Below are 20,472 nucleotides of genomic sequence, written 5' to 3'. Positions count from 1 at the left end.
CAGGGCTTATTCGGCCGCGCGCCACGGACGGAATGTCGGCGCGGGCAGCTTGGCTGTCCGCGCTTTTTCGTAGACTGCGCCTGCCTTCAGCACGGCATGATCCTGCCACTGGCCGCCCATGATGCTGAAGCCCACCGGCAGGCCTTCCACGCCGCCCATCGGCACGGTGATATGCGGATAGCCCGCAATCGCCGCCAGATAGCCCGCGCCGATACCATTGGCATAATGGTCGCCATTGACGAGATCGGTGGTCCACGCCGGGCCTTCGGTCGGCGCGACGAGGAAGGTGACCTTGTTGTCGGCGAGCAGCTTGTCGATCCCTTCCGCCCGCGTCAGGCGGCGCAGGGTGGCAAGGTTCTTTGCATAGGCTTCCGCATCGGTGGTGGTGAGCGCCTGTTCGAACAGGTCCTGCCCGAACCAGCGCAGTTCCTGATCGGCGTTGGCTGTGTTGAAGGCGATCACATCGGCAAGGCTGCGCGGACCTTCGGTACCGGGGCGCGTGGAGAGGTACTTGTCCATCTCGACCCGGAGTTCGAACATCAGCACCGGCAGCGCGGCTTCCCACAGCTCGCCCGGGGCTTCGTATTCGACATCGACCAGCTCCGCGCCTGCGCGGGTCAGGTCCGCCAGCGCCGAATCGAACAGCGCCTTTACATCACCGCGCGCGCCCACCGCGCCGCGCAGCACGCCGATGCGCACGCCCTTGAGCGATGCGGTGTCGAGACCGGCGGTGTAATCCTTCACCCGCTTGGCTTCGAGCGTGACGGGATCGGCCTTGTCCTCGCCCGCAATGGCGGTCAGCAGCAAGGCGGCATCATAAACGCTGCGCGTCATCGGCCCGGCGGTGTCCTGCGTGCTGGAGATCGGCACCACATGGGTGCGGCTGACGATCCCGACGCTCGGCTTGAAGCCGACGAGGCCGTTGACGCTGGCCGGGCAGGTGATCGAGCCGTTGGTCTCCGTCCCGATCGCGCCCCAGGCAAACCCCGCCGCCACCGCCGCGCCGCTGCCGCTGGAAGACCCGCAGGAATTGCGGTCGATGGCGTAGGGATTGCGCGTCAATCCGCCGACCCCGCTCCACCCGCTGGTCGAGGTGTTGGAGCGGATATTGGCCCATTCGGACAGGTTGGTCTTGCCCAGCACCACGCCGCCGTTCTTGCGCATCATCGCGATCAGTGGCGCATCGCGGCCGGTGGCGTTGTCCTTCAGCGCGAGCGATCCTGCCGTGGTCGGCCATTCGGCGGTTTCGACATTGTCCTTCACCAGCACCGTGCGGCCCCGCAGCGGGCCGGTGCCGAGCAGCTGGCGCGCCTTGACCGGGGCGGTCGGATCATAATCGATCACCGCATTGATGCGCGGGCCATTATCGTCGAGCGCCTGGATGCGCAGGATGTACTCGTCCGCGGCGAGCAGCTCGTTTATCGCAGCCCGGTCCGGCGTGCTGTCGGCAGGGGGCGGGCTGGCCTTCTGGGCGAGCGCCGGCATGGCAGCGGTGGCAAGGAGCAGGGCGAGGGCCGGGCGGGCCAGAGTGCAATGGTTCATGGCGCATGGTTTGCCACGCTGGCGCGCCGCGGCAAGGGGCAAAACGCCCCTGTCCCCCTAGCCCCTCACGCCCGCTCGTCCGCAGGCAATTCACAGAGACAAGGTAAACGCCCTTGAAATTGCCCCTCAGCGTCCGACATAGCCATATCGAAACCAGCAAGGGCGAAGCATTCCATGATCGATCTGTTCGGCAATACCGGCGAATCCTACGGCACCCAGGGGCAGTTCACCCGCGATCCGGTCACCGGCGCGCTGGTGCCGATGGTGGTCGAACAGACCAGCCGCGGCGAACGCAGCTTCGATATCTTCAGCCGCCTGCTGCGCGAACGCATCGTCTTCGTCACCGGTCAGGTTGAAGACGGCATGGCCTCGCTGATCACCGCTCAGCTGCTGTTCCTCGAATCCGAGAACCCTTCGAAGCCGATCAGCATGTATATCAACTCGCCCGGCGGCGTGGTGACGGCCGGTCTCGCGATCTTCGACACCATGCAATATATCAAGCCGCGCGTGTCGACCGTGTGCATGGGGCAGGCCGCATCGATGGGCAGCTTCCTGCTGGCCGCGGGCGAGCCGGGCATGCGCATCGCGCTTCCCAATGCGCGGATCATGATCCACCAGCCTTCGGGCGGGGCGCGCGGGATGGCCTCGGACATCGAGATCCAGGCGCGTGAAATCCTGCGCATCCGTTCGCGGATGAACGACCTCTACGTGAAGTTCACCGGCCGCAGCCTTGAGGAAATCGAAAAGGCGATGGACCGCGACACCTTCCTCGAAGCCGAAGAAGCCAAGAACTTCGGACTGGTCGACAAGGTCTTCGAGACGCGGCCCGACAACGAGGAAACCGACGGCGAGCTCGGTTCGGGCGGGGCGCCTGAATAAGGCTCTGCCTGCCTCCTGCACCGCAGCGGGACAGTGGCCCTGCAAGGCCACTTTTCCCGTTCATCTGGCGGTAGCGCCGCTATGGTAACAACACGAATTCTCGCGCCATGTGTTGATTCATCTGGTGCCATGGATACACTTGACGAATCCGCCATGCGCATCGCGCAGCGTGCAGGGCCGGATTCGAGGACACAGGAATGACCAAATTGAGCGGATCCGACAGCAAGAGCACCCTCTACTGCAGCTTCTGCGGGAAGTCGCAGCACGAAGTGCGCAAGCTTATCGCCGGCCCCACCGTGTTCATCTGCGATGAATGCGTCGAGCTGTGCAACGACATCATCCGCGAAGAAACCAAGGCAGGGATCGCCGGCAAGAAAGATGGCGAGATCCCCACGCCGATGGATATCTTCACCACCCTGAACGATTACGTGATCGGGCAGGACCGGGCGAAGCGCGTCCTCGCGGTGGCGGTGCACAACCACTACAAGCGGCTGAAGCACTCCGGCAAATCTGGCGATGTCGAACTGGCAAAGTCGAACATCCTGCTCGTCGGCCCGACCGGTTCGGGCAAGACCCTGCTGGCGCAGACGCTGGCGCGCACCTTCGATGTGCCTTTCACCATGGCCGATGCCACCACGCTGACCGAAGCGGGCTACGTGGGCGAGGATGTCGAGAACATCATCCTCAAGCTGCTTCAGGCCTCGGACTACAATGTCGAAAAGGCCCAGCACGGGATCGTCTATATCGACGAGATCGACAAGATCACCCGCAAGGCGGAAAATCCCTCGATCACCCGCGACGTTTCGGGTGAGGGCGTGCAGCAGGCGCTGCTGAAGCTGATGGAAGGCACCACCGCCTCCGTGCCGCCGCAGGGCGGGCGCAAGCATCCGCAGCAGGAATTCCTCCAGGTCGACACGACGAACATTCTATTCATCTGCGGCGGCGCCTTTGCGGGCCTCGACAAGATCATCGCCGACCGCTTGCAGAAGCGCTCGATCGGCTTCGGCGCGCATGTTGCCGATCCGGACAAGCGCCGCGTGGGCGAGTTGCTGGAGAAGAGCGAGCCCGAGGATCTCCTCAAGTTCGGCCTGATCCCCGAATTCGTCGGCCGTCTGCCGGTTATCGCCACGCTGCACGATCTCGACATCCCGGCGCTGGTGACGATCCTCAACGAGCCCAAGAACGCGCTGGTCAAGCAGTACAAGAAGCTGTTCGAGCTTGAGGATGTGGAGCTGACCTTCACCCCCGACGCGCTCCAGGCGATTGCCGAGCGTGCGATCAAGCGCAAGACCGGCGCGCGCGGGCTTCGCTCGATCGTGGAAGGCCTGCTGCTCGACACGATGTTCGACCTGCCCGACATGGAAGGCGTGACCGAGATCGTACTCGACGCCGATGTGGTCGCGGGCAAGAAGGAACCGATCCGCGTGATCGGCACCGAGAAGAAGAAGGAAGAGGCGGCGTAAGCCGACTGCCGTCGAAAGCCGCGCGCGCGTCCGCGCGGCTTTCTTCGCTTCGCGCGGCCAGCGCCGCTGAATTCAAGGGTTTTGTCCGGCCTGCCCGCTTTGCTGCACGTTCAAAACGTAGCCAGCAAATCCATGCCAGCCGAAGATCACCAGAACGGCAATGCGCGCAGTAAGGCCCCTGATCTCCTGTGGTTCCAGCCCCGAAAGCAGGAACCACATGTAGAGCAAAGTCAAAAGCGCCGCGAACAGCGAGACGTTTACGACCAAACGGGACCGCAAGGCTGCAGGGGCCTCGGCGGCGAAGAATCCCGGGATCAGCAGGTAAAAAATCACCAGTCCCCACAAACCGTGGCGAGCATCGCCCATCGGAAAAACGCCTCCCGAGGCGTAGCTTGCACCAAAGACGAAGGCAGCCAGACCGGTAAAGACCATCCTGTGTGGCCTGTGCACGATCAGACCAAGCCCGAACAGCGCGACAGAGGTTCCGGCGAATATTGCACCGCTGCGCATCGCGAAGCCCGGCCAGCCTGGCAGAATTCCCAACTCGCTGATGTGCTGCGATAGCGATGAATAACCTGGAGTCAGCACCCCGGCCAGCAAGATCAGAGCAAGCGCCAGGGCGGGGACGAATCGCACTTGTCCGATCAGCACTTTCGTCATGCAGGAGTTCCTTTTGAGGGCAGGGGTTGGTCCTTGCAGCGCTGTTTCAGCGTGCCGAGACTGCAATCTACTTATGGTGGGGGGATGCGAGCGGGGCGCGATGTTAAATGTGCTGCCGCGTCCGCGAAACCTGCCATGCCTTTTCGGCGAGCAGGTAAAGCGCGTTCTCGGCGCCCGTACGGTTTGCCAGCAGGACGATGCCGTAATCGCGCTCAGGACGGATTTCCACGTAGCTGCTGGACCCGAAAGTCCCGCCCGAAGCGCGAAGGACATGCGTACCGTCGGCCGGTATCGCAAACCGCCAGTTGAAGCCGAGCCCGCCTTGATCATACTTCATGGTGGCCTGCTGGCTCAGCCGGATCGCTTTGCCGTCCGCGCGCAATTGGGCCTGGACGAACTTCGCCATGTCGGCGCTGCTATATCGCAGGCCCCCTGCCGAGAGGATGTACCGGTTATCGAGTGCCGGCATGGCAACACCGCGGCCAGAGTAACCGGTAGCAAGGTCGCTGGCGCGGACCTCCAAGCTGCCGCTCTTCATACCCGCAGGCTGTTCGATGAAGCGGGAGACGAGGGTTTCGTAGCGGTCGTTGTAGACGCGTTCCAGAATGATCCCGAGCAGGGTCGCTGCGACATTCGAATGGCGCGGAGTGGTGCCGGGCCGGTCGATCAGGGTTGCTGATCGCAGGTCGGTCAAGAAATCGTCGTTTGAATAGCTGCTCCAGCGTTCCGAAATCAGGAACGGGGCGCGGCTTGGCCCACCTTCTTCGATGAAGGGCTCCAGATCCGGAATATTATCAGGCAGCGCCGAGGTTGTCTCGGCCAGATGGACCAGGCGAACCGGCTCACCCTGCCACTCGAGGTTGGGATAATCGCCGGGAAGGTACTGGCGAATATCGTCCTGCAAATCGACACGCTGTTCCACCACGGCCTGTGCAAGCAGAAGTGAGGTGAACACTTTGGTGATCGATCCGATCTCGTAGACAGTGCCGCTATCCGGGCGCATTGCCGAACTACGCGATATGGTTCCGAAATTCAGGAACCGAACATTGCCTTGTTCGATGATCGCAACGGACAGCGCATCGGCTTGGTCGGCAGCAATAAAGGCTTCACCGAGACGTTGGACCTCATTGTCCGGCGCCGGCAAGGCCTGCGAGGGCTGATCGAGGTCTGCATGCGGGGAACAGGCCGCCGCCAATGATGCGGCCACAACTGCAATGAAGCGAGACCGTCGCGGTGCTGTTTTCAATGGCATTGCAACAGGTCCCGGCAAAACTGGCGTTGGGGCAGATTGACGTTCTGCAGCTGGTCTGTGACCAAAAGCTGATCGGTCGGCACTCACGGCTAAAGCCGACGATTTTCTGCCGAGTCAAATCCGGCCGTGGACTGCTACACCGCGACCCGAGCAGTCGCGCCTTGCCAAACATGCTTGGCCGTCCGACGGCGAACTCGGTCCCCCACAAACCAAAACCCCGCCCGGCCCTGGAGGAAGGCCGGACGGGGTCGGGAGAAGCGCTGCCCCTCGGATGGGAGGGGATGGGGGTTGAAAGGCAGCGCCAGCTGTTAAGCTCTATCAGCCGGGGAGGAACACCCCGTCGGTCACGTGGACCACGCCGTTCGACGTCATGACATCGGCCTGCGTCACAGCGGTGGTGCCGCCGGCCGCGTCAGTGATGACGATCTTGTCGCCCGACAGGCGCGCCTTGAGCTTGCCGCCCGAAACGGTGGTCAGCGTGGCAGTGCCGCCGTGCTGCTTGATCAGCGCGACCAGATCGGCCGCGGTCACCTTGCCCGCCACAGCGTGGTAGGTGAGGATGGTGGTCAGGGTGCCCTTGTTTTCCGGCTTCACCAGCGTGGCCACGGTGCCTTCAGGCAGCTTGGCAAAGGCGGTGTCGGTGGGGGCGAAGACAGTGAAGGGGCCGGGGCCGCTCAGCGTTTCGACGAGACCCGCAGCCTTGACTGCGGCGACGAGGGTGTTGTGCACGCCGGTGCTCATCGCGACCTGCACGATGTTGGGCTCTGCCTTCATTTCCTTGTGGTGATCGGCAAGCGCGGGGGCGGCAACAAGGCCGGTGGTCGCGGCCAGAGCGGCGGCGATAACGGCAGTCAGGGTGGTCTTAGGGGTCACAGGGGGAATCTCCGTAAAAGGAATGTCGCGTCTGCAAGCCCCTCCCGCTTGCATAAGACGTTACGGATTCCTTGGCGGAGCGGATGCGGCGAAAATGCAAATGCGGATGAATTGCCGTTAGCGCACGGCGAAGCGAGTGCGGCTCAGACGCGGTTGAACGCGCCCTTGGCCACCACCGGGCCGGCGTCCTTGCCATCGGGCTTGCCGCCGATCGGCTCGCGGGTGAGCACGACGCTTGCCCCGTCACCCAGCTTGGCTGTCACCGCCGCAGGCAGCACCATGCTGCGCACTTCGCCCGGCGCGACGACGCCCAGCGACTGGACGGCGCTGCCATCGGACGGCACCAGCCACAGCTCGTGATCGTGCACCCCGTCAGCGGTCAGGCCGATCGCGGCGACCAGCATCTTCTCGCTTTCGGGAATATAGGTGACATCGAGGCGCAGGCCGGTCTCGCCAATCGGCACGGTCGCCACCATCGGTGCGGCGGCGGCAATCTGGGTGGGCGGCGCTTCGACTGGTGAACGGCCGGGGGCGAACATGAACAGCGCCAGAGCCAGGGCAGCCGCAGCCGAGGTCAAACCAGCGACCCACTGCCAGCGGCGCACCCGCGCTTCGAGCGCGATGACGTTGGCGGGCAGAGCATCAGGCGCGGCGGGCACGGCGGCATCGCTCTGCTGCGCGGTCACGCGGGCGGCGATGCCTTCCCACACGTGATCGCTTGGCTCTGCCCCGGGCATGGCATCGGTCAGCGGGGCGAACCAATCGTCCCACCATTCCTTGCGCCAGGCGAAATTCGGATCGGTCGCATACTTCCCGCGCGCGGCGAGCAGTTCTTCGCCCTCGAGCAGGCCAAGCGCCCATTCGGCGGCGATCATCGGATCATCGCGGGTCACTTCCGGGCCCGTATCTTCTGGCGCGCTCATACCGCCTCGCTCGCTTCAAGGCAGGTGCGCAGGCGTTGCAGCCCGCGGCGGATCCAGCTTTTCATCGTACCGAGTGGCACATCCGCAGCCTCGGCCAGCTGGGCATAGGTCTGCCCTTCGAAGAAAGCCGCGCGGATATGCCCCTGCGTGCGGTCATCGAGAGCGCCCAGACATTTGTGGATCTGCGCCGCCTGTTCCGCATCGACCAGCAGCATGTCGGCGAGCGGCGTTTCGTCGGCGAGCGGCGCGGCTTCCTCGACCGGAACAGCGCCGCCGCGCACCTTGCCGGTGCGCAGCCGATCAATGGCGCGGTTGCGCGCAAACGCCGCCAGCCACGCGATCGGGCTCGCGCGGGACGGGTCATAGCGGTCGGCCCGCTGCCAGAGATTGACATAGACGTCTTGCAAGGCGTCCTCGGCTTCCTTTCGGTCACCCAAGATACGCAGGGTAATGCCGAATAGCTTCACCCGCGTGGCGCGATAGATTTCTTCCAGCGCGGCTTGATCGCCCGCGGCAAGGCGCGCCATGGCATCGCGCAGCGCTTCGCGGGCTTCGTCGGAGGAAGGGCGGGGGCGGGCGGCCATCAGCAGTCGGCTCCGCAAGGGTGGCAGGGTGCCTCGCCGCTTTCGACCTGAAGAGTCGCATGGCCCACACCGAAGCGTGCCTCCAGCGAGGCGGCGACATCGCGCAGGAAGCTGTCGGCAGCAGGGCGGCCGGGCATGACAAGGTGCGCGGTGAGTGCGACTTCGGTGGTCGACATCGGCCAGACATGCAGGTCATGCACCGCCGTCACGCCATCGAAGCTGGCAAGGTGCTGCTTGACTTGCGCCAGATCGATCCGGGCGGGGGCGGCGAGCAGGCCCATGGTCAGGCTGTCGCGCGCAAGGCCCCAGGTGCCCCAGGCAATCACGGCAAGGATCACGAGGCTCACCGCCGGGTCGATCCACCAGATGCCGGTGACCAGGATCGCCAGACCGGCCACCACCACGCCGAACGACACCAGCGCATCGGTCGCCATGTGGAGATAGGCGCCGCGGATATTGATATCTTCCTGGCCCTTGAGAAACAGCATGGCTGTCAACGCGTTGATGACGATCCCGATCCCGGCCACCGCCGCCATGGCGAGGCCCTGCGGCTCGGTGGGGTTCATCATCCGGTGCACGGTCTCGAACAGGATCGCGCCCAGCGCCACCGCCAGCAGCAGCGCATTGGCGAGCGCGGCGAGGATGGTCGAGCTTTTGTAGCCATAGGTGAACCGGCCCGAAGGCGGGCGCCGCGCTGCGATGCTGGCGATCCACGCCAGCGCCAGCGCCAGCACGTCGGACAGATTGTGGCTCGCGTCAGCCACCAGCGCCATCGACCCGTAGACGACCCCCGCCACTGCCTCCACCGCGACGAAGGCGACGTTCAGTGCGATGCCGATCGCAAAGGCGCGGCCGAAATCGGCGGGCGCGTGATGGTGATGCCCGTGCCCTTCATGGGCATGGCCGTGATCATGGTGATGGGCGTGCGCGTGGGCCATTATGCGATCAGTCGTAGACGCATGCATCGAGCCCGTCACGCCTGACGATGCCGATCCGCCGCTCGATCCGGTTGCCGTGGCGCGCGAGCCATCCGCCCGGGCTTTTCACCGAGCGCTTCTTGGGGCTGGGCAGCGCGGCGGCCATGCGGCTCGCCTCGTCCCGGTTCATCCGCGCGGCGGAGTGGCCGAAATAGCGCTGCGTCCCGGCCTCCGCGCCATAGGTGCCGATCCCGGTTTCGGCGACGTTGAGATAGACCTCCATGATCCGCCGCTTGCCCCAGATCAGTTCGATCCAGAAGGTGAACCACGCTTCCAGCCCCTTGCGGAAGAAGCCGCCGCCTTGCCACAGGAAGACGTTCTTGGCGGTCTGCTGGCTGATCGTCGATCCGCCGCGGATCTTGCCGCCTTCCATGTTCTCGCGCATCGCCAGCTCGATCGCTTCGGCGTCGAAACCGAAGTGTTCGCAATAGCGCGAATCCTCGGCAGCGATTACCGCGGAGACCAGATTGCGGTCGATGTTATCGAGGCTTTCCCAGTCCTTCGTGATCCCGTTTTCGTCCATCAGCATGGTCGCGGTGACGGGGACGGGGACCCACTTGAAGATCACCACCAGCACCACGGTCAGCGCGATGAAACTGGCGGCCGCTTTGGCGGCGTAGCGAAGAATGGTGAGCACCATGACGGCGGCTCTAGCGCAGCATTGCCGGTCAGGGAAGCATCCGCGCTTGCAGGCAGGGGCACGGCATGGCTACCTAGCCGGCATCAACCGGGGAGAACTTTCATGCGCCTGTTCCAACTCGCCGCCAGCGCCATCGCGCTTGCCGCTGTCGCCGCCCAGCCTGCCCGCGCCGAGGACCCGGCAACGAAGAAGGCGATCGAGGCGGAGTATGACACCTACCTCGCCCCGCTGTTCCTCGATTTCCATCAGAACCCCGAAATGGGCTTCCTCGAAAACCGCACCGCCGCCAAGATGGCGACCGAATTGCGCGCCGCCGGGTTGGAAGTGACGACCGGCGTCGGCAAGACCGGCGTGGTCGGCATTCTCAAGAACGGCGATGGCCCGCTGATCCTGCTGCGCGCCGATATGGACGGGCTGCCGGTCGAGGAGAAGAGCGGCCTCGCCTATGCCTCCAAGGCCAAGCAGATCGGCGAGGATGGCAAGGAATATCCGGTGATGCACGCCTGCGGGCATGATACGCACATCACCTCGATGGTGGGCACCGCGCGGCGGCTGGCGGCGATGAAGGACAAGTGGAGCGGCACGCTGATGTTCGTCGTCCAACCCGCCGAGGAAGGCGTGCGCGGGGCCAAGGCGATGATGGAGGACGGACTCTATACCCGCTTCGGCAAGCCCGATTATGCGCTGGCCTTCCATGTCGCCGCCGATCTGGAAACCGGCAAGGTCTCGGCCTCGGAAGGCATCCAGTATTCCTCGTCGGATTCGCTCGACATCATGGTGCCGGGCATCGGCACCCATGGGGCTGCGCCGCATCTCGGGAAGGACCCGGTCTACATCGCCTCGCAGATCGTCACCGCGCTGCAATCCATTGATTCGCGAGAAATTTCCCCGCTGAAGCCGGTGGTGGTGACGGTCGGATCATTCCACGCCGGGACCAAGCACAATATCATCTCCGACGAGGCCAAGCTGCAAGTCACGGTGCGCGCCAATGACGAGGAAACGCGCGAGCAGGTGATCGCCACGGTCGAACGGATCGCGGTCAACATCGGCAAGGCGCATGGCCTGCCCGATAATCTGCCGGTCAAGGTGATGCGCGGATCGGGCACGCCGGTGACCAATAATGATCCCGCGCTGGCCCGCCGCCTCAACGCGGTGCTGAAGCGGGACCTGGGCGAGGCGACCGTGGTGCCCTTCGTGCAGCAGAGCATGGGCGCGGAAGACTTCACCTATTTCGTCGCGCCCGATACCGGCGTTCCGGGCTATTACTTCGCGGTCGGCGGCACCACGCCCGAGCGCCTCGCCGCGGCCAAGGCAGGCGGCGCGCCGATTGCCGGCCACCACTCCCCCCTGTTCCAGATCGCCCCGCGTGAAAGCGTGGTGCTGGGCACGCGGGCGATGGTGGCTGCGGTGCTGGATCTGGCGCCAAGGAAGTAGGCGGGATGAGCAGGCGGCTCATCGCGCTGGCGCTTGCCGGGGTGCTGGCGTGCGCCAGCGCCCCGGCGGCCGCGTCGGCTGACGACAGCGCGGCAGCGCTTGAGGTAACGCACTACAAGATCACCAGCCGCTACAGCACGAGTTCCGAAGGTCATGGTAGCTCGGGCTCATCGAACGGACGTAGTGCCTATCGGGAGGAGGTGCGCGCCGATGTCGCAGGGTGCCGCACCCGCATCTTTGACCTGATCGATGACCCTGAACGGAAGCGACCGCTGGTCGAATGGCAGATGCCAATCGTGTTGCGCGAATGCCCCGGCGCCACGCCTGTTCTCGCAAACCGAGACGATATGTTGGCGCGCCGCGATGCCTTTCTTGCGGCCATAAAGGTGACCACTGAGGCTTGTGGGCGTTACTATTTCACTTGGAGCGTGTTCCAGATCGAATGCGATCCCGACGCAGCGGTCGAGGGAATTCTGAAGAGCGATCTGAGTCTCATTCCGCTGGAGGACGGCGCTGATTACCGCCTGCCTGACACTGGCACCGGTGTGACCCTTGTGCTTGCATCCGATACGCCGCCGGGCCAACGGGTATTCACTGGTACCGCCGCCATCGACCCCGCTTACCTGCGCGATTCCGCCGCCGACACGATTATGGTGGTGGCCGAAGTCAGCGGCAAAACGGTCACGCGCGAGGAAGCCTTGGCCCAGATCGCCAGCCATCAGTTCTCTGGCAAGAGCACGATCACCGTAGTCGAAGAGGCCGCTGCCGACCGAATCACCACGACGATCACCGGAGTTGTCCGCGAGGTCGACGCCGAGGGAGAGGTGGCAACTCGGCAGGGCGAGGTCGTCACCATACGACAAAGGGTCGAAGCTGCTTCCGGCTCCGACCCTTCGCAATTCTCGGACGACTAAGCCTTACGCAACCCCAGGAAGCAACCGCTCGCCCGCGATGCGCTGCATTGCCTTTTGCAGCTTTTCGAACGCGCGCACTTCGATCTGGCGGATGCGTTCGCGGCTGACGTCGTAAGCCTGCGACAGTTCTTCCAATGTCTGCGGCTTTTCGGTCAGGCGGCGTTCGGTCAGGATGTGGCGCTCACGCTCGTTGAGGCTTTCCATCGCTTCGGAAAGCATCGCCATGCGCATCTGCGATTCCTCGGCATCGGCCACGGTCTCGTCCTGAAGCGGGCGGTCATCCGCCAGCCAGTCCTGCCATTGGCCGGAGCCTTCCTCGTCCCCGCGCAAGCTGACGTTGAGCGACGCATCGCCGCCCATCATCATGCGCCGGTTCATGTTGATCACTTCCTGCTCGGGCACGCCGAGGTCGGTTGCGATCTTGGTCACGTCGGCGGGGCTGAGGTCGCTGTCCTCGTAAGCTTCGAGCTGCTTCTTCATCCGGCGAAGGTTGAAGAACAGCTTCTTCTGCGCCGCGGTGGTGCCCATCTTCACGAGGCTCCACGAGCGCAGGATGAACTCCTGCATCGAAGCCTTGATCCACCACATCGCGTAGGTCGCGAGGCGGAAACCGCGATCGGGTTCGAACTTCTTGACGCCCTGCATCAGGCCGACGTTCCCTTCCGAGATCAGGTCGGAAACGGGCAGGCCATAGCCGCGGTAACCCATCGCGATCTTCGCGACGAGCCGCAGGTGGCTGGAGACGAGCTGGGCAGCGGCTTCGGGATCCTCGTGTTCCTGATAGCGCTTGGCGAGCATATATTCCTGCTCGGCCGTCAGCACCGGAAACTTGCGGATTTCGGAGAGATAGCGGTTGAGGCTCTGCTCACCGCTGAGCGCCGGAACCGAACTCGTTCTGGTTCGGGCAGTTGTAGACTTGGTCACTGGTTACCTAACCTTTCTAGCGTCGACCGCTTGCGCCGGACCCCTGATGGGCATCCCGCGAACTGGGCCACGGGTTACGAATATACGCGAAAATCTGTCAGATGTATGCGCGTTTCATCGATTACTATCGCGCAATTCGTCGATCAGTTCCGCCATGTCTTGCGGAATATCGCTGCTGAAACGGATGTTTTCGCCGGTAACGGGGTGAACAAACCCCAATTCCGCGGCGTGGAGCGCCTGCCGGGCGAAACCGAGTCGTTCCAGCACGGGGCGCAAGGATTTGGGTGTGCGGCCATAGGCAGGGTCTCCCAATAGCGGGTGGCCGATTGACGCGCAGTGAACGCGGACCTGGTGGGTTCGCCCCGTTTCCAGCCGGCATTCGATCACTGCGGCCTCGTTCAGCCGTTCCAGCACCTTGTAATGGGTGATCGCCGTTTTCCCGCGCGAGGAAATGTTGGGGAGCACCGTCATTTTCTTTCGGTCGCTGTCCGACCGGCCGACGCGGGCGTTGATGGTGCCTGTTGCAGGGGAGGGGTGGCCTGCGGTGACCGCGATGTAGCGGCGGTGGACGGTGTGCGCGGCGAACTGCACGGCCAGCCCTTCGTGCGCGGCATCGGACTTGGCGACCACAAGGAGCCCGGAAGTGTCCTTGTCGATCCGGTGGACGATCCCGGGGCGCGCGACTCCATTGATGCCGGAAAGCTGCCCCCGGCAATGGTGGAGCAGCGCGTTGACCAGCGTGCCGGTGATATTGCCCACCGCCGGATGCACGACCATGCCCGCAGGCTTGTCGACCACGATCAGGTGCGCGTCTTCATATGCGACATTGAGCGGAATGATCTCGGCCGCGGCCTGGGCGGGCATGGCGGCGGAGATGATGATCCGGAACGGCGTGCCCTCGGCCACCTTCATCGATGCCGCAGTCGCGGTCTTGCCCGCCACATCGACGCGGCCTTCGTCAATCAACCCCTGCACCCGCGCGCGGCTGAGCCCGGTTGCCTCCGCCAAGGCCTTGTCGAGGCGGGCGGGGGCGGAAATGGTGCCGGTGATGATTTCGCTGTCGGACATGGTATGGCCATGCGTGATGGAGATCGCTGTGACAAGCCAAGCCCTCGCCGCCATGCAGGCCGCCGCTGCTGCCGCGCACCCGCGCGAGGCTTGCGGTATCCTGCTGGGCGAGGGGCGCTGCATCACGCAGGCCCGCGAGACCCGCAATGTCCACCCCGCGCCCGAAACCCATTTCGAAATCGACCCCCAAGCCCTGATCGACGCGCACCGCGCCGCACGGGCGGGCGGGGCGCAGGTTCTCGGCTATTTCCACTCGCACCCCACCGGCGATCCCGTCCCTTCCGCGACCGACCGCGCATCGGCATCGGGAGACGGGCGGATCTGGGCAATTGTCGCGGGAACAGACGTAAGGTTCTGGATGGACGGGGAACAGGGCTTCACCGCACTTTCCTTTGCGCGTGTCGATGGGTAGGAACGTCCCATGATTTCCCAGACCGATCTCGCCGCGATGCTGTGCTCGCGCCTGTGCCATGACATGCTCTCCCCGGTGGGCGCGCTCGCCAACGGGCTGGAGCTGCTTGCCGACGAGCAAGACCCCGAAATGCGCGCGCGCTGTATGGAGCTGCTGGAGCAGTCAGCCAAGATCAGCACAGACAAGCTCAAGTTCTTCCGCCTCGCGTTCGGCGCGGCGGGCGGCTTTGGCGAGGCGATCCCGATTGACGAAGCCAAGGACGTGATCGACGCGCTGGCCTCGGACGCCAAGCGGGTCGAGGTCAACTGGGCGATTGCCGAGCCGAGCCTGCCCAAGCCCGCGGTCAAGGTCATGCTCAACCTCGCGCAGATCGCGCTGGACGCGCTGGTGCGCGGCGGGACGCTCGACATCGGGGCGGAGCGGCGCGACGGGGCGGTGGAAATCGTGGCGCGTGCGCGCGGTGACCGGATCGCCTTTGACGAAACCATCGGCCGCGCCTTGCAGGGCGACCTTGATGAAGGCGAGATCACCAGCCGCACCGCCGCCGCACACATGATCGCGGTGCTCGCCGAGGAAATGGAGGGCGGCCTCCAGTACAAGCTGGGCGATGGCGCGCTGGTGCTGGGTGCGGTGCTGCCCGAGCCTGAAGGCATGATCGGCTAAGGCTGCGATGTCGGGGGGCACGGGGGTATGATCGACGGCGGGACGGGCGACGAACTGGTCCACCGCGAGGTGCTCTCGCCCAATCATGGCGCGCGGACGCTGCCGGTCTCGATGGTGGTGATCCACTATACCGAAATGAAGCCGGTCGAAGCCGCGCTGGAGCGGATGTGCGATCCCGGATCCTCGGTGAGCGCGCATTACTGCATCACCGAAGAAGGCGAGGTTATCCGGCTGGTGCCCGAGGACCGCCGCGCCTGGCACGCGGGGGCGAGCTACTGGCGCGGCATTCCGGACGTGAACTCGGCGAGCATCGGGATCGAGCTGGATCACCCCGGCCACGCGCCCGAGAATGGGGGCTATCGCGGGTTTGCAGATAGCCAGATCGACGCGCTGATCCCGCTGCTGGCGCGGATCGTCAGGCAATATGATATCCCGCGCGCCAATGTCGTCGGCCATTCCTGCGTCGCGCCGATGCGCAAGGTCGATCCGGGCGAGCTGTTCCCGTGGGACCGGCTGGCGCAGTACAAGCTGTGCCTGCCGCGCCCGCAATGCCTTGCCGCGGGCAACCCGTTCCACAACGAGGGTTCGTTCTTCCTCGCGCTCGAACGCTTCGGCTATGACATCACCGATCAGGCCAGGGCGGTGGAGGCGTTTGAACGGCGCTGGCGGCCCGAACACATCACCGGCATCCCCGATGGCGAAATCGCCGCGATCCTGTGGCAGCTGCTGCTCGACCGCGACCAGGGGCGGACGCGCTAGCAATCTCCTCAGGTCAAGCCTATAGCCCCCATCGTCAGGGGGCCTGAGGCAGCCGCGTGTCGCAAGACGCGAGGAAAGTCCGGGCTCCACGAAACAAGGGTGGCGGGTAACGCCCGCCGGCTGCCCGCAAGGGCGGCAAGGGAAAGTGCCACAGAGAGCAAACCGCCGATGGCCCCGGACCAGTTCCGGGGGACAGGCAAGGGTGAAAGGGTGCGGTAAGAGCGCACCGGGGGGCTGGCAACAGCAACCGCATGGCAAACCCCACCCGGAGCAAGGCCGAATAGGGGCCGCGCGCCCGTCCGCAAGGAAGGGTAGGGGTGTTTCGCCCCGAGCGGTCCGGGTTGGCTGCTAGAGCGCCGGAGCAATCCGGCGACCAGATGAATGGCTGCCACCGCGCGGCAGGTCCCCTCGGGGATACCGTGTGCGGAGACAGAACCCGGCTTATGATGGCCCCCTGACGTTTTTGTTGTCCTACCGCTACGCTACTTGAGGACGGACTTGTCGTCCTACCGCTTTGCTACTTGAGGACGGAATCCCCGTCCCGGCACCCTTAAGGATTAGCCCCAATGCAGGTGATCGGATCGGCCATGACGCCGCGTGCTTCGACGGCCCGGCCGCTGGTCCAGCGTATTGCCATCATCCTTGCGGTGGTGGTGCAGATCGGCGCAGGCTTCCTGCCGCGCTTCGGCATCGGCGAATTCATCGGAGACCGCTCTGACGCGGTGCGCACGCTGATCACGCCTGCGGGCTGGGCCTTCGCCATCTGGGGACCATTGTTCGCGCTGTCGGTGGCCTTTGCCATCTGGCAGGCGCTTCCTGCGCAGCGCACCAACGCCTTGCTTGACCGCATCGCATGGCCCGCCGCGGTCGCGCTGGCGGCGCAGGGGGTATGGTCGACCTATACCCAGCTGGCGAACCTCACCTTCGTGTCGGTGGTGATCATCCTCGTCTCGCTCGGCGGCCTGCTGATCGTGCTGCGCGCGCTGGTTCACGCGCCGACCTTATCGCGGGGCGAGCGCGTCTTTGCTGCGCCAGCCTTCAGCGCGCTGGCGGCGTGGCTGACCGCAGCAAGCATCGTCAACATCGCGGCGAGCCTCAAGTATCACGGCTTCGCCGCTGCGGAGCCTTCGCCGCTGGTCACCACCGTGATGATCGTGATCGGCGCGGTGATTGCCGCCATCGCAGCCGCGCGCGTGCGCGGCGCGCCGCTTTACGGTCTGGTGTTCAGCTGGGCGCTGATTGCGATCAATGCGGCTGGGGGCGCGCGTTTTGCGAGCATCAGCGCGGCGGCCATTTTCGGCATCATTCTGGTGCTGGCCGTCACCGTGTGGCAGCTATCCCGCAAGGAGAACCGCCGCCACTGGCTGGGCGGCGGTCAGGCTCGGCCCACGCTGACATAGGTGAAGCCTGCGGCGCGCATGTCGTCCGGCTTGTAGACGTTGCGCAGGTCGACCATCACCGGGGCGTTGGCGAGTTCCTTGACGCGCTTCAGGTCGAGCGCGCGGAAGGCGTCCCATTCGGTCACGATCACCACCACGTCCGCGCCTTCGATGGCGGCATAGGGGCTGTCACACATGGTAACGCCGGGCAGCAGCGGGCGGGCCTGCTCCATGCCTTCGGGGTCATAGGCGGCGACATCCACGCCCGCATCCATCAATGTCTGCGCTACCGCAATCGCGGGGCTATCACGCATGTCATCGGTGTTGGGCTTGAAGGTCAGGCCGAGCAGCGCCGCCTTCTTGCCGCGCGCTTCATCGAAGCCGCCGAGCGCATCCACGACCTTGCGGCCCATCGCCCGCTTGCGGCTGTCATTGACCTTGACCACAGCTTCCACGATCCGCGTCGGGCTGTCGTAATCCTCTGCGGTCTTGAGCAGCGCGAGCGTGTCCTTGGGGAAGCACGATCCGCCATAGCCGGGGCCAGCGTGCAGGAACTTGGCGCCGATGCGGTTGTCCATGCCGATACCGCGTGACACATCCTGCACATTCGCGCCGACCTTTTCGCACAGATCGGCCATTTCATTGATGAAGGTGATCTTGGTCGCGAGGAAGGCGTTGGCGGCGTATTTGATCAGCTCGCTGGTGCGGCGGCTGGTGAATAGGATCGGCGATTCATTGAGGAACAGCGGGCGATACACCTCGCGCATCACCTCGCGGCCGAATTCGTCTTCCGCGCCGATGACGATGCGGTCGGGGCGCTTGAAATCGCCGATTGCCGCGCCTTCGCGCAGGAATTCGGGGTTGGAGACGACCGCGAACTGGTGAGGGGTGCCGGTTTCGCGGATGATCCGTTCCACCTCGTCGCCGGTGCCGACGGGCACGGTCGACTTGGTGACGATCACCGCCGCGCCGGACAGCTTCTCGCCCACTTCCTGCGCGACTTCATAGACGAAGGTCAGATCGGCGTGGCCATCGCCCCGGCGGCTGGGGGTGCCGACCGCGATGAAGATCGCATCCGCGCCCGCAATGCCTTCGCCCAGATCAGTGGTGAAGGCGAGGCGTCCCGATTTGACGTTGCTGTCAACCAGCGCATCGAGGCCCGGCTCGTAAATCGGCATGATCCCGGCGTGCAGCCGGTCGATCTTGCCCTGGTCCTTGTCGATGCAGACGACGTCATGCCCGAAATCGGCAAAACACGCCCCCGATACGAGCCCGACATAGCCCGACCCCACCATCGCAATTTTCATGAACTGATGCCCTCAAAGGAATCCGACGACGGCTGGCGCTGCGGATTGCGGCCCCTATTCTGCCTGGTCACCGTGGAAAATCTCCACCGGCCCGCCATCATCCGTGCGGGCTTGAACGATCCGCCTCTGCTCGCCCTCGAGCACGAGCGCTGTAAGCACACCCGATCGAAAAGCGCCAGTGTCAATTCCGATCCGGTTCCCGCAATCCATCACCCGTTCGAAGATGGTGTGGCCGTGCACCACCACCTTTTCCAGCGGGCCTTCGTGGCTGAGAAAACGCTCGCGAATCCACAGCAGATCGCTGCGCTTCTGTTCGCCCAGCGGACGCGAGGGATCGATACCGGCATGGACAAACACATAATCGCCCGCGCGGATCATCGGTTCGAAGGCGGCGATATAGTCGCGCGTCGATTCCGATACGAGTTTGGGCAAGCGCTCGAAGATTTCCTCCAGCGTCAGCTGCGCAAGCTGCCGGGTCGAAAAGCCGTAGCTCAACACCGTTTCGCGACCGCCATGCTTGAGGAAGTGGCGCAGCGCCTCGGGCTTTTCGAAGGCAGCGAGGAACATCTCCTCGTGATTGCCGGCGAGGATGCGGACGTTGCGGGTCTGCTGCCAGTTGCGCGCCCGCGCAACCACCCCGGCGCTGTCCGGCCCCCGGTCGACCAGATCGCCGAGTAGGATGATGCGGTGGTCAATTTCGGGCGCGGCCGCCATTTCCGCTTCGATGGCAGTGATCATCGCCTCGAACAGGTCAAGCCGTCCGTGAATATCCCCGATGGCATAATAGCGCGTACCCTCCGGCACCGCCGGCAATTTGGGCGGTGGCGGGGGACTGAACAGGTCGCGCAATCTCTGGAGCATGGTCAATGAAGCGATCAGGTTAGGCGAACCCGGAATGGGCTGCGCACGGGCGATTGTGGTCACACCATCGTGGCAGGGGGGCGCGCATACCGTCCGTAACGTTGCCGCGCAACAAACCCTCTCCCGCGCACGACCAGCGGTGTGATATTGTCGCCCAATAGCGCCAGCCTGCCTTAATCCAGCGTGAAGCTGACAGTCGTGACGACCCGCACCTTCTTGTAAGGGCTGTCCGCCGATCCCCATCCGCCGGCCTCGCCATCGCGGGCCTCGATTTCGAAGTAGCCCTGTGTCGCGTCCTTGATCTTGCCGACGCCGGAGTTTGAATCCTCGGCGAATTGCTGGGCGGAAGCGCGGGCGTCCTTGGTCGCTTCGGCCACCATCTCGGGCTTGATGTCGTTCAGCTTGGTGAAGGTGTAGGCCATGCCCGAACCTTCCTCGATGAACACGCCGCGGCCGACCAGATCGAACTGGCGGGCGACCGCCTTTTGCGCGCGGGCAATATCGGTGGTGCGCAGCGCGAGCCGCTGGCGCACGGTGTAGGTGGTGACGCCTTCATTGGTGAAGCTCGTCACGTTCGCGCCGGTCGGCTGGAGCGCATCGGCGGGGAAGCCGAGATCCTTGAAGAACGCCTCGATCGCCTGCGTATCGCCGCGCACCTTGTTCTGCGCTTCGACAAGGCTGGTGGACGATGCGGAGTAGGAGATCGTCCAGGTGGCCAGATCGGCGGTCACGTTGCGCTCGGCCAGGCCGCGCACGGTGACCGCACGCTCGGCATCCTTGGCGCGCAGCAGCCCGTCACCCAGCAGGTATCCGCCTGCGATCATGCCGACGGAAAGGATCGCCGCCGTGCCGAACCAGCGCAGGCTGGCGGGCTGTTGCAGAACACCGCTGGACGCATTCGCCGGTTGCACATCATCGCCGCTCATACCATGTTCCTCGAGAAAGAGTTGATGCGACG

The 20,472-nt window shown here is 64.6% G+C and carries 21 protein-coding genes and 1 other RNA gene; 9 read left to right on the top strand and 13 right to left on the bottom strand.

All coding sequences use genetic code 11. The features are described 5' to 3' along the window. Positions 1-6: 6 nt before the first annotated feature. Entirely contained in the window at positions 7-1,542 is a 1,536-nt protein-coding gene (locus KVF90_RS16315; RefSeq protein WP_264392613.1) for an amidase, read from the bottom strand. A gap of 174 nt (positions 1,543-1,716) precedes the next feature. On the opposite strand from KVF90_RS16315, the gene KVF90_RS16310 reads away from it, so the two are divergent. Next, complete coding sequence (locus KVF90_RS16310) at positions 1,717-2,421, top strand: ATP-dependent Clp protease proteolytic subunit (protein WP_264392612.1); 705 nt, start codon at positions 1,717-1,719, stop codon at positions 2,419-2,421. A gap of 197 nt (positions 2,422-2,618) precedes the next feature. After that, on the top strand, positions 2,619-3,884 hold the full coding sequence (clpX, locus tag KVF90_RS16305; protein WP_264392611.1) for an ATP-dependent Clp protease ATP-binding subunit ClpX: 1,266 nt from the start codon (positions 2,619-2,621) through the stop codon (positions 3,882-3,884). A 72-nt stretch (positions 3,885-3,956) separates the two neighbouring features. Here clpX and KVF90_RS16300 read toward each other — a convergent pair whose 3' ends face one another. The 7 genes from KVF90_RS16300 to mtgA all read right to left on the bottom strand — a co-directional run bounded on the left by KVF90_RS16300 (position 3,957) and on the right by mtgA (position 9,793). Beyond that, positions 3,957-4,544, bottom strand: a complete 588-nt coding sequence (locus tag KVF90_RS16300; RefSeq protein WP_264392610.1) for a DUF998 domain-containing protein — start codon at positions 4,542-4,544, stop codon at positions 3,957-3,959. A gap of 103 nt (positions 4,545-4,647) precedes the next feature. Continuing rightward, positions 4,648-5,796 (bottom strand): serine hydrolase domain-containing protein, encoded by a 1,149-nt coding sequence (locus KVF90_RS16295; protein WP_264392609.1) that lies wholly within the window; start codon positions 5,794-5,796, stop codon positions 4,648-4,650. A 318-nt stretch (positions 5,797-6,114) separates the two neighbouring features. Continuing rightward, a complete protein-coding gene (locus KVF90_RS16290; RefSeq protein WP_264392608.1) occupies positions 6,115-6,669 on the bottom strand; it encodes a fasciclin domain-containing protein in 555 nt (184 codons plus the stop codon). A gap of 143 nt (positions 6,670-6,812) precedes the next feature. Continuing rightward, positions 6,813-7,592 carry an anti-sigma factor domain-containing protein gene (locus KVF90_RS16285; protein ID WP_264392607.1) on the bottom strand — a complete coding sequence of 260 codons (780 nt, stop codon included), beginning with the start codon at positions 7,590-7,592 and terminating at the stop codon, positions 6,813-6,815. Continuing rightward, complete coding sequence (locus KVF90_RS16280; protein WP_264392606.1) at positions 7,589-8,176, bottom strand: sigma-70 family RNA polymerase sigma factor; 588 nt, start codon at positions 8,174-8,176, stop codon at positions 7,589-7,591. Before KVF90_RS16280 ends, KVF90_RS16285 begins: the two co-directional genes overlap by 4 nt. After that, positions 8,176-9,114: a cation diffusion facilitator family transporter gene (locus tag KVF90_RS16275; RefSeq protein WP_264392605.1), complete on the bottom strand. Its 939-nt coding sequence runs from the start codon at positions 9,112-9,114 to the stop codon at positions 8,176-8,178. The genes KVF90_RS16280 and KVF90_RS16275 overlap by 1 nt, the downstream gene beginning before the upstream one ends. 7 nt (positions 9,115-9,121) lie before the next feature. After that, positions 9,122-9,793 (bottom strand): monofunctional biosynthetic peptidoglycan transglycosylase, encoded by a 672-nt coding sequence (gene mtgA / locus KVF90_RS16270; RefSeq protein ID WP_264392604.1) that lies wholly within the window; start codon positions 9,791-9,793, stop codon positions 9,122-9,124. 102 nt (positions 9,794-9,895) lie between these two features. Between mtgA and KVF90_RS16265 the strand changes: the two genes are divergently transcribed. Together KVF90_RS16265 and KVF90_RS16260 are read left to right on the top strand one after the other, a co-directional pair. Continuing rightward, on the top strand, positions 9,896-11,227 hold the full coding sequence (locus KVF90_RS16265) for an amidohydrolase (RefSeq protein ID WP_264392603.1): 1,332 nt from the start codon (positions 9,896-9,898) through the stop codon (positions 11,225-11,227). A 5-nt stretch (positions 11,228-11,232) separates the two neighbouring features. Then, on the top strand, positions 11,233-12,141 hold the full coding sequence (locus tag KVF90_RS16260; protein ID WP_264392602.1) for a hypothetical protein: 909 nt from the start codon (positions 11,233-11,235) through the stop codon (positions 12,139-12,141). Positions 12,142-12,144: 3 nt separating this feature from the next. Here KVF90_RS16260 and rpoH read toward each other — a convergent pair whose 3' ends face one another. Next, the gene (gene rpoH, locus KVF90_RS16255) at positions 12,145-13,065 is read right to left on the bottom strand and encodes an RNA polymerase sigma factor RpoH (protein ID WP_264392601.1); all 921 of its coding nucleotides are present in this window, start codon (positions 13,063-13,065) and stop codon (positions 12,145-12,147) included. Positions 13,066-13,179: 114 nt separating this feature from the next. Beyond that, positions 13,180-14,133: an RluA family pseudouridine synthase gene (locus KVF90_RS16250; RefSeq protein ID WP_264392600.1), complete on the bottom strand. Its 954-nt coding sequence runs from the start codon at positions 14,131-14,133 to the stop codon at positions 13,180-13,182. Positions 14,134-14,149: 16 nt separating this feature from the next. Between KVF90_RS16250 and KVF90_RS16245 the strand changes: the two genes are divergently transcribed. The 5 genes from KVF90_RS16245 (at position 14,150) to KVF90_RS16225 (ending at position 17,367) form a co-directional block, all read left to right on the top strand. Beyond that, entirely contained in the window at positions 14,150-14,545 is a 396-nt protein-coding gene (locus tag KVF90_RS16245; RefSeq protein WP_264394570.1) for a M67 family metallopeptidase, read from the top strand. Positions 14,546-14,554: 9 nt separating this feature from the next. After that, positions 14,555-15,208 (top strand): histidine phosphotransferase family protein, encoded by a 654-nt coding sequence (locus KVF90_RS16240; RefSeq protein WP_264392599.1) that lies wholly within the window; start codon positions 14,555-14,557, stop codon positions 15,206-15,208. Between the two features lie 27 nt (positions 15,209-15,235). Further along, positions 15,236-15,967 (top strand): N-acetylmuramoyl-L-alanine amidase, encoded by a 732-nt coding sequence (locus KVF90_RS16235; RefSeq protein ID WP_264392598.1) that lies wholly within the window; start codon positions 15,236-15,238, stop codon positions 15,965-15,967. 34 nt (positions 15,968-16,001) lie between these two features. Next, an RNA gene (rnpB, locus tag KVF90_RS16230) (RNase P RNA component class A) lies at positions 16,002-16,429 on the top strand. A gap of 104 nt (positions 16,430-16,533) precedes the next feature. Then, positions 16,534-17,367, top strand: coding sequence for a hypothetical protein (locus KVF90_RS16225; protein ID WP_264392597.1), 834 nt, complete (start codon positions 16,534-16,536; stop codon positions 17,365-17,367). Here the strand turns inward: KVF90_RS16225 and KVF90_RS16220 are convergent. The 3 genes from KVF90_RS16220 to KVF90_RS16210 all read right to left on the bottom strand — a co-directional run bounded on the left by KVF90_RS16220 (position 17,343) and on the right by KVF90_RS16210 (position 20,440). Further along, a complete protein-coding gene (locus tag KVF90_RS16220; protein WP_264392596.1) occupies positions 17,343-18,653 on the bottom strand; it encodes a UDP-glucose dehydrogenase family protein in 1,311 nt (436 codons plus the stop codon). The genes KVF90_RS16225 and KVF90_RS16220 overlap by 25 nt on opposite strands. Before the next feature lie 54 nt (positions 18,654-18,707). Further along, positions 18,708-19,514, bottom strand: coding sequence for a metallophosphoesterase family protein (locus KVF90_RS16215; RefSeq protein ID WP_264392595.1), 807 nt, complete (start codon positions 19,512-19,514; stop codon positions 18,708-18,710). Positions 19,515-19,687: 173 nt separating this feature from the next. Beyond that, positions 19,688-20,440, bottom strand: a complete 753-nt coding sequence (locus tag KVF90_RS16210; protein ID WP_264392594.1) for an SIMPL domain-containing protein — start codon at positions 20,438-20,440, stop codon at positions 19,688-19,690. Between the last annotated feature and the right edge of the window lie 32 nt (positions 20,441-20,472).

Source organism: Porphyrobacter sp. ULC335 (assembly GCF_025917005.1).
Taxonomy (GTDB): Bacteria; Pseudomonadota; Alphaproteobacteria; order Sphingomonadales; family Sphingomonadaceae; genus Erythrobacter.
The sequence above is the reverse complement of the archived record's forward strand: the minus strand, read 5'-3'. Positions and strand labels throughout refer to the sequence as shown.

Coding starts and splice junctions, on each gene's coding strand:
- KVF90_RS16215 (WP_264392595.1), bottom strand. CDS start 19,514: ATGCTCCAGAGATTGCGCGACCTGTTCAGTCCCCCGCCACCGCCCAAA.
- KVF90_RS16235 (WP_264392598.1), top strand. CDS start 15,236: ATGATCGACGGCGGGACGGGCGACGAACTGGTCCACCGCGAGGTGCTC.
- KVF90_RS16260 (WP_264392602.1), top strand. CDS start 11,233: ATGAGCAGGCGGCTCATCGCGCTGGCGCTTGCCGGGGTGCTGGCGTGC.
- KVF90_RS16275 (WP_264392605.1), bottom strand. CDS start 9,114: ATGGCCCACGCGCACGCCCATCACCATGATCACGGCCATGCCCATGAA.
- KVF90_RS16225 (WP_264392597.1), top strand. CDS start 16,534: ATGCAGGTGATCGGATCGGCCATGACGCCGCGTGCTTCGACGGCCCGG.
- KVF90_RS16210 (WP_264392594.1), bottom strand. CDS start 20,440: ATGAGCGGCGATGATGTGCAACCGGCGAATGCGTCCAGCGGTGTTCTG.
- clpX (WP_264392611.1), top strand. CDS start 2,619: ATGACCAAATTGAGCGGATCCGACAGCAAGAGCACCCTCTACTGCAGC.
- KVF90_RS16240 (WP_264392599.1), top strand. CDS start 14,555: ATGATTTCCCAGACCGATCTCGCCGCGATGCTGTGCTCGCGCCTGTGC.
- KVF90_RS16245 (WP_264394570.1), top strand. CDS start 14,150: ATGGAGATCGCTGTGACAAGCCAAGCCCTCGCCGCCATGCAGGCCGCC.
- KVF90_RS16280 (WP_264392606.1), bottom strand. CDS start 8,176: ATGGCCGCCCGCCCCCGCCCTTCCTCCGACGAAGCCCGCGAAGCGCTG.
- KVF90_RS16285 (WP_264392607.1), bottom strand. CDS start 7,592: ATGAGCGCGCCAGAAGATACGGGCCCGGAAGTGACCCGCGATGATCCG.
- KVF90_RS16220 (WP_264392596.1), bottom strand. CDS start 18,653: ATGAAAATTGCGATGGTGGGGTCGGGCTATGTCGGGCTCGTATCGGGG.
- KVF90_RS16310 (WP_264392612.1), top strand. CDS start 1,717: ATGATCGATCTGTTCGGCAATACCGGCGAATCCTACGGCACCCAGGGG.
- KVF90_RS16265 (WP_264392603.1), top strand. CDS start 9,896: ATGCGCCTGTTCCAACTCGCCGCCAGCGCCATCGCGCTTGCCGCTGTC.
- KVF90_RS16295 (WP_264392609.1), bottom strand. CDS start 5,796: ATGCCATTGAAAACAGCACCGCGACGGTCTCGCTTCATTGCAGTTGTG.
- KVF90_RS16315 (WP_264392613.1), bottom strand. CDS start 1,542: ATGAACCATTGCACTCTGGCCCGCCCGGCCCTCGCCCTGCTCCTTGCC.
- mtgA (WP_264392604.1), bottom strand. CDS start 9,793: ATGGTGCTCACCATTCTTCGCTACGCCGCCAAAGCGGCCGCCAGTTTC.
- KVF90_RS16250 (WP_264392600.1), bottom strand. CDS start 14,133: ATGTCCGACAGCGAAATCATCACCGGCACCATTTCCGCCCCCGCCCGC.
- KVF90_RS16300 (WP_264392610.1), bottom strand. CDS start 4,544: ATGACGAAAGTGCTGATCGGACAAGTGCGATTCGTCCCCGCCCTGGCG.